The organism is Pacificimonas pallii (genome assembly GCF_019204005.1).
In the GTDB taxonomy this organism is placed as follows: domain Bacteria; phylum Pseudomonadota; class Alphaproteobacteria; order Sphingomonadales; family Sphingomonadaceae; genus Pacificimonas; species Pacificimonas pallii.
Genome location: NZ_JAGSPA010000001.1, coordinates 1,068,673 through 1,077,304 on the forward strand (window position 1 = coordinate 1,068,673; position 8,632 = coordinate 1,077,304).

Here is an 8,632-nt window from a genome sequence, read left to right on the forward strand (position 1 = left end):
GTATTCGGCCGTTCAGCCGCCTCGACCTTCGCCTTGGCGCTTCTCGGATAGTTTTCAGGCCCTCAGGCCGCGTGAACCATCAAAACGCTGGCGCGCATATTCCGAATCGTAGGAAATTAGGCCATCTCTAACATCGTCATATGATGGTCAGGGCCATCTGAAGGTGTGTAGAAGCCTATCTCCCACATGTCCTCTTCCGAAAACGCCTGTTCCGTCAACGGGGCACCAATAGCCTCTATGCTGCTCGCCTGTTCCACCTGCCCGCTATTACTCTGCAGGTCAGCATATGCAGCTTTGAGTTCATCATATGTGAGCGTCTCTTGCGTAATGGTTCCGTCGGCCTCTTCCGTTTGGAATATGAAGCGCTCGACACGATTATATGTGCGACCGCGGTACGAAGTGTCCTGTCCCTGGATTGTGATTGAATCCCCCTGTACACCGACTTCTATCAGATAATCTGCGCCAAGGTCGGTCAGAGTGAGCATTTCCAAATCGATACCCACGCCGAAGATCAGCTTCTCGCTGCCGCCATTCCCTAATCTGTTTTCGCCCTCGTAAATCCGGTCCACGCCGTCACCCAGGTTGAAATAATAGGTGTCGTGACCTGCGGCGCCGTTCAAATAGTCGTCTCCGGTCCCGCCATGCAGATGGTCATTGCCGTCCCATCCGCGCAAGCTGTCGTTACCACCTGCTGCATTGATCCGATCATCGCCGCGTGAGCCGATAATGGTTTCGGAGGCCTCGGTCGTTTCCTGCTCGATCCGCAATGCCTGCAGCGCGCTTTCACTTATGCTGGTTTGAGTAATCGAGCCATCAGCATTCTCGGTTTGAAAGACAAATGTTTCGATCCGATTATATCTGCGGCCATGCTCAGATGCATCCACTTCATCCAGAAAAATACTGTCATTCGTGCCCGCGATGGCAATGGTCAGGTCATGCCACTGGCCGGTCTTCGAGACAAGCAGGTCATCCAACGTGATCCCAAGGCCAAAAACCAGCCTATCGTTGCCACCGCTGCCATATTTGCTTTCATTTTCGAAGATACGGTCCTGTCCGTCTCCTAATTCGAAAAAATAGCTGTCATTGCCAGCATTTCCGAACAGGTCGTCATTGCCCGGCCCGCCACGAATTTCGACATCATCTCTGCTGGTGCCATATACCAGGTCGTCACCGTCAGTTGCCTGTTGGGCGATGTATGCGCGGTCAAGCTGGCCCCTGCTCCATATCGTGCCATCATCAAAGCGAAGCTCGTTGATTCCCCACTCGCGCGAAGCATAGCCACCTGTTAATTGGTGATAAATCTTGATTGAACCATCATTGCCCTCAAAGTCGATGACAAGGTGTTCGCCATCTCGCGTGAAGAGCAGGTCATCGGCGTCTATGCCTGCGCCAAAGTCGATGCGGTCGTAGCTTCCCCAATAATCGTGAAATTCCGATATGATATCGTGCCCGCCGCCCAGTTCATACTCGTAAACGTCGTTGTGCTTGCCGCCCTCAAGCAGATCATTGCCGAGGCCCCCGTTCAGCCTGTCGCCGCCATTGTTGCCGCGCAGCGTGTCATTCCCGGCACCGCCGAAGATGTTATCGACGCCGGACGTCCCATTGATCACGTCATCGCCGCTGGTTGCTTGGCCGGACACCAGCCGACCGGCTATCTCGTCTTTGTCCCAAATGGTACCATCATCAAACCTGATCTGATCAATCGTCCATTCGCGGCCACCATTGACCTGATTATCGAGGGTGATGGAACCGGTGAGATTGTCGAAAGTCAGAACAACGTCGTTTGCATCCGTGCTGGATTTGCGAACGACCGTTTCATTGGGCGTGATCCCCGCGCCAAGCTGCACATAGTCGCCATCATTGCCCCAATAATTTCGAAAATCCGAAATCACATCATCGCCATCACCGACATTGTAAATGTAGCCATCGTCGCCGCGTCCCCCACGTAGCAGATCATTGCCAAGGCCGCCCTCGATAACGTCGCTGGTCCAGAAACCGTCGATCGTGTCGTCACCGTCCGTGCTTAACAGGAGAAGATTCTGGACGTCTTTCTTGGTCAGTGTCTCACCGTCCGCGAAATCGAAATATTCGATATCCGTCCATGTGAAGCTCTGCGTATCACCCGAAACGGCGAATGCACCCTCGATGGTTAGCGTATCGCTTGTATCATTGATCGCGATCATCAGATTGGTACCATCACGCGCAAAGGTGACGTCGGCGGACGCTAGCCCTTCGGTAAACTCAATGCGGTCCGCGTCAGAGATCGTCGTATATTCGACACTTTCCTGAATGATGTCATTGCCGGAGCCGCGACCGAATACATATGTGTCGGCACCATCGGCGCCGCGCAGGATATCATTGCCCGCGCCGCCATCGATGCGATCGCTGGTATGAAAACCGGTGATGGTCTCATTCGCCGCAGTGCCAATCGTCAAGAGAGCCTGCACATCGGATTTCGTAATGACGGTGCCGTCCGCAAACTCGAAGGCTTCTACATCACGGTCGGTGAAGCCCACATAATTGTAGAACTGGCCATCAATCGTCAGTTTGTCAGCCGAACCGGAGAGACTGATGATCAGTTGATCGCCATTTCTGGCATAATGAACGCCGTCAGGAACAATCCCGGCATTGAAAATGACCTTGTCGTTCTCTGACAGATTATGATCGGTCACCGTTTCGAAAATTATGTCGGAACCATATCCAACGCCAAAATAGTAGAAGTCCGAGCCATCGCCGCCAGATAAAACGTCGTCACCTTCACGGCCGTCTAGCTCGTCATTCTGAAACGTGCCGACCAGATTGTCGTCACCGGATGTCCCGCCAAGGACCATGTTGGCAACATCGCGCTTGCTCCAGACCGTGCCGTCGGCGAACTCGAAATGCTCAATATCATTCCAGCTAAACCAGCTTGAATGTGCGAACTGACCGGAGACCGTCACACTATCGGATGTACCCGCAATACTCAGAGTCAATGCGTTTCCGGAGCGCGAGACGCTTACGTCCGTCGGCGCAATATTCGCTCCAAAGATCAGACGATCATTGTCGCTGATATTTGCGAATTCGACACTTTCATGAATGGTGTCCTGACCATCGCCGATATTGAACAGATATGTATCCGATCCGTCAGCGCCGTAAAGTGTATCATTGCCAAGGCCGCCCGCAAGGGTGTCCGCAGTGTGGAAAGCGGTGATCGTGTCGTCGCCGTCAGTAGATGCCAGCAGCATCGACTGGATATCCGATTTGTTCCAGACAAGCCCGTCCGCGAACCGGAATTCTTCGACATCGTGATCGGTAAAGCCGATATAATTATCGAATTGTCCGCCTATGGTCAGTGTTTCGCCAGATGCCTGAACGGTGAACACCAAAGCGTCGCCGTTCCTGGAGACATCCATGTCAGCAGCGGTCAGACCTGGGCCGAACTCGACAATGTCAAAATCCGAAAAATTATGATTGTCGAGTTGCTCGACGATCAGATCATTTCCGTACCCAGCGTCATAAACATAGATGTCGTTTCCATCGCCGCCCGAAAGCGTGTCATTTCCAGCTCCGCCATTCAGGCGCTCGCTGAAAACGTAGCCATGAATGACGTCATCACCATCAGTCGACATCTGATTCAGCAGACGCTGGCGGACGTCAGATTCGGTCCAGACCGTCCCATCTTCAAAAACAAATCGCTCGATCTCATTCCAATTTTGCACGCCAAAAACGCCGGTGTGAAAATGATCGAACTGTCCGTCGATGGTCAACTGATCGGCGTGCCCCTCAATAGAAATCGCGAGCGATTTGCTTGCGCCGTTGCGAGAGAGGCGGATCATATCCGGGGTAATCCCGGCCCCGAATTCAATTCGGTCGGTGTCACTGGCCAAAATATTATCTGCGGCGTCGCGGATCGTGTCATGGCCATAGCCGATACTGAAGATGTAGGTGTCGGACTCATTGCCACCTGAAAGCAGGTCATCACCCGCACCACCATCAAGCCTGTCAGTCACATCAAAGCCGTAAATCTCGTCATCGCCTTCGGTTTTGGCATCAGCGACCATTTTGGTCATGAGGGACTGCCAGTCGAGCGTCCGTCCCGTTTCGAACGACAGAAACTCGATCCGGTCCAGCCACTGCTTGCCCAGAGGACCTGTGTAGGCCGCTTCGAACTGATCAATGATCGTGAGTTCGTCGTCGGTGCCTGTCAGACGGATGGTCAAATCATCTGACGGGCCGTTACGGACAAACTCGAGATCGTCGAGGCGAACGCCCGCACCGAACTCAACGAAGTCCGGTAGGTCGATGAGGATGTTATTGACGTTTTCGTGAATGGAATCCTGACCATAGCCGAACGCAAAGACATACCCATCACCATTGTCCCCGCCGGAAAGAAAATCATTGCCGGCCCCGCCGTCGAGCCAGTCGATCGAAGCGGTGCCGATAACAGTTTCATCCCCCTCGCCAGGATGAGAAACGGCCTGCGCCATTGTGATCCGGTTCCAGTTCACGCCGTCGGCGAATGATATTTCGGCAACGCCATTGTCTGGCGAGAAGTCGCCGCCAAAGAGGCCCGGCGTCGAACCGGTGAACTGGTTCTTGACCCTCACCACATTGTCGGTTCCGGTCACTGCCAGGATCAGGTCCAGGCCTTCGCGCGTGGCGGTGAAATCACCGCTTGCATAGTCTGCGAACCGAATGACGTCGTCAACCTGTTCGGTGAGCATGGCTTCAACGTCATCGACGACGACATCGCCAAACTCGCGGCCAAAGACATAGCTGTCGAACCCCTGACCGCCCGCAACAAGCGTATTACCATTGGTCACATAGAAAATGTCGTCACCGCTGGTCCCGTTGAGTACGCCTTCGCCCGCGACAATCCGATTTTTGGGAACGCCGAGTTCGTTGGCGGCGTCGCGTATGTCGATGTTCGGGTCCACGGTTTCGTAAGCGGCAACGATATTGCCAAATAAGTAATTGTAGCTGTTTACCAGTCCATCGCCGCGATCAAGCCCGCCAATGACGATATCCAGGATCGGCTTCCAGCCCTGCAGCTCGGTCAGTGCCGCGTCACCATCAGCCGGAAGGCTACCGAGGATCGCTTCATAAGATGGAATGAGCTGGCGGGCATCGGACAGCGTAAAGCGGTCTTCAGTGGCATCATAATCGACGCCCGGGAAAAGCTGATCGCCGAGCGGACCCTGCAGCGCCAGCCGCACGGCGAAGACTTCCTGCCGGTCGCGCAGCAGATTTGTGAAATCGCCAACGGCATCGAGGCCCGCCTCCGGATTGGCGGGCGCATAGTCCGCGAAGGGTAGGCGCTCGCCGGTGTAGCGCTCGAAAAACGTGACTTCCTCGCCAGAAATCTCGGTGACGCTCTCGTCAACGGCAAGACCGCCACCCAGGGCAGAAAGCCCGTCCGCATAGCTGGCATATGCCGATTCGACGACCTCCACCGAACCGTCAATGTCTTGAAGCCGGAATATGCGCCAGTCCGAGCCCGCTGTCGTGGGCGGAACCAGAATCCCGCTGACCGTGCCAATGCCGCCTTCAGCCGATAAGGTATGCGCCAACGCAATGCCCGCGCTTGGGACGACGGGCGTCAGAATGTTCAGGTCCGGCGCAAAATCAGGTACATGCGACGCCCATGCGTTCAACAGCGGAAGCGCCGCGACGCGAAGAACCTCAATGTCCGCGGTATCCAAAGTCGGCAAAACCACATCCAAGGCTGTCATCACGGCGCTGTCCTAAGTCATGGCGACGTGCAGATCCGTCAATGTGCCATAGCCTTTGAGATTCGCGCGCTGTGCCGCGTCCGCTGAAACGCTCTTATCGCCCATATATTCGCTACGATGATTGTCGTTGCGGAAGCGCACGTCGTACAGGTCGCCCGTACTGCCATCGATACGCGTGAACTGCGCCTGTGCGGCAATGCGGTTTCCCGCCACCTCGTCATCGGCAGGCGCGGCCGTCGTCAGCGAAATTGAAACTATGCCATGATGCGACAGCTCGCGCAGTTCGCCGCTGTCGGTTTCGCCATTGCCGTTCAAATCTTCCCACATGCGGAGTGAAGAAAACATGCTGTCATTGGCATCAATAACACCGTCGGCGTTACCATCGTGCGAGGCCAGCTCGGCAAACCCGTCCTCAAGCGGTGAACCAAATAGTTCTGCCACATTGTCGACAACGCCATTGTCGTTGATATCCGCGACGAGCAGCCCGTCTCCGGCTTTTACCCAACCAGTCCGCTCTCGAAAGCCATCGCCATCGATGTCGAACTTCGCACCGCTGAAGTCGCTTTGGTAGAGCTCCAGTCCGTCGCCATCTAGGTCGAATACCAGTGGATCGATACCCTGGTAGAGAGTTAGGCCGGTCAGCGCCTTTACGATCGAGAAATTGACTTCGTAAAACGCATTGAACCAGCCCTTGGGAAGGCTTGGATCGAACAGGCGAACGAATTCGAAAGATTTCTCAAAGGCGAACAGTCCCGCAGTACGATCGGCCGCACCGGTTTCGGGGCCAACTTTGGCGTCGACAAGAAATGTCTCATTGCCATTGGCCAGATTTTCGATCACCAATTCGCCATCGACATTCAGGCCCATGCGCAGAAAGCCATTATACGCATATGGGTCTTCGGTGGTCATGCTTCCCACAGCGCCGTGCAACTGCCGCCCGCCATGATAGATGCGGTCATCACTATCTAGGTCGGTGTACTGGATCGTCTTGCCGATCTGGACCTGATCCGCGCCGCTGCCCGTTGTGATCACCGCGCCTTCGCCAGCCACAAAGATCTTGTCGTTCCCGTCTCCGGTATCGATCTGCATGAACTTGCCGCTATCAGCGTCCCAGGAGCCAGTGGTGACCTCGTCATTGCCTGAGCCGGTTCGAACGGCTTCGGCACCTTTGAAGTTTATCCGGGTAAAAGGGTCACTTTTTAGCCAAACGCCCTGAGTTCCACCGGAAAAATCACCCGCGACGGACTCATCAATAGCGCTCGCATCGACCTCGTCACCGCCCAATCGGTCGCCAATCTCCGATCCTTCAGCTGCATCATTTCCGCCAAGGTCGATATAATCAAGGTCACCGATGGCTTCCTTATCGATGGCCTTGATAACAAGGCGGTCATCGGTATCGCCAAGAATAACCCGTTCCACGAGCAACAGCTCGTCCTGTCCGCCATTGCCGTCGTTCAGGACATGGGCTGTGACAGGCGCATCTGCGACATTTTCATTCGCGCGCATTTCGACCAGGATCGAATCCGTGCCACGCTGCGGATCACCGTCTGCAAAGAATCTGACGGTGTCGAGACCGTCGCCGCCGACAATGCGGTCGTCGCCCTTCCCACCGATCAAAAGGTCGTCACCCCGATTCCCGTCCAGGATATCGTCACCGCCGCGGCCAAACAGCATGTCGTTCCCGGCACCTCCGAGCAACATGTCCTCGCCCTCGATAAGGCCCAGAATATGGTCGGTGCCCGCGCCGCCCGCAAGGAATGACCTGGCCTCCGCGGCGACTTCATCGTCAGCAGCAACGAGTTCGCCATACCCCCCGCTGGCGGTGGCGATAACCAGTGTCCCAAAAATTTCGGTCGGGTTCCCTTCCATGTCGGACACGCCCCACAGAGATTCTGCAGCCGAATATACGAGCGTCTCGCCCGGATAAGGTGTGTTCGCATAGGTTGTGGCGGCACTAGTGACCAAATCACCAAAAAACTCACTGATATTATGGATGTCCTGAGCGTCTATTCCAGAAAAATCGCCTCCCGCTGTCGCACCCCATTTTTCGGCCGACACATCGAGGCTGAGGAGTTGAGTTGCTCCGTCAAAACTCAGAATTCCGTTTCTTAAATCGTCTGGATCGTCTTCCGCTGTTTCAATTTTCCCGTTCGCGAGCGCTCCGGAGAACTGCACAAGAATTTCAGCCGCCGCTCTGCTGACAAGATCATATCTCGGATCGGCTTCAGTTGCAGCAAGACGAAATTTTCCAAGATCGCTCGCATCGTCGAATTGTGACCATATTGCCGTATCGCCAAAGGGCTTTGTCCCGTCTTGAATTGCTGAGTACGCGACAGCGTTCATCAGCTTGTCGCCCGCATCATACTGTGCGCCATCACTTGCGATGGCATAGTTGGCCGCAAGTCCGATCTCGTCGTTAAACGCCGCATCCCATAACGGCTCACCAGCTTCTTCCCAGCTTGCGAACTGCGCACCGTTTTCTTCGGCGAACAGAAGCTGCACATGTAAAGCCATGCTGTGGAGGTCAAACGGAGAACGCAGCCCTCCATGTGATACCAAAGGATCGTCTGGGGTCAGCTGCAGAGATCGATTGGGGGTCAGAAACTCGCCAACGACCGCATATCCGTGCAGATTAGTCCCAATTTCAGGCAGCCAGGGATCATCGCCACCGTAAACGGTGTCCAAGAGAAGACTATCGAAACTATCCTGCGGATCAGTCGCCTGGAAAAATGCATTTGAAGCCGCAAATTCGAAGGCCATATTTGCGAATAGCGTTGCGTCGCGTTCAAAGATTGCGGCGACATAACCTGCCAGTCCGGCGCCCAATGAATGGCCGGTAAAACTAACATCGGCAGTTCTCAGATCATTCCCGGATAGGCCCGTGACGGCTTCAAGGAAATCGATAGCGAGAACGCCCTGCG

General features: G+C 55.0%; 2 protein-coding genes. Both read right to left on the bottom strand.

Going from position 1 to position 8,632, the window contains the following annotated elements:
- Window positions 1–116: 116 nt before the first annotated feature.
- A complete protein-coding gene (locus KCG44_RS05045; protein ID WP_255536362.1) occupies window positions 117–5,711 on the bottom strand; it encodes a calcium-binding protein in 5,595 nt (1,864 codons plus the stop codon).
- Window positions 5,712–5,723: 12 nt separating this feature from the next.
- Window positions 5,724–8,632 (bottom strand): calcium-binding protein (locus KCG44_RS05050; protein ID WP_369411923.1); only part of this gene is annotated, 2,909 nt, incomplete at its 5' end.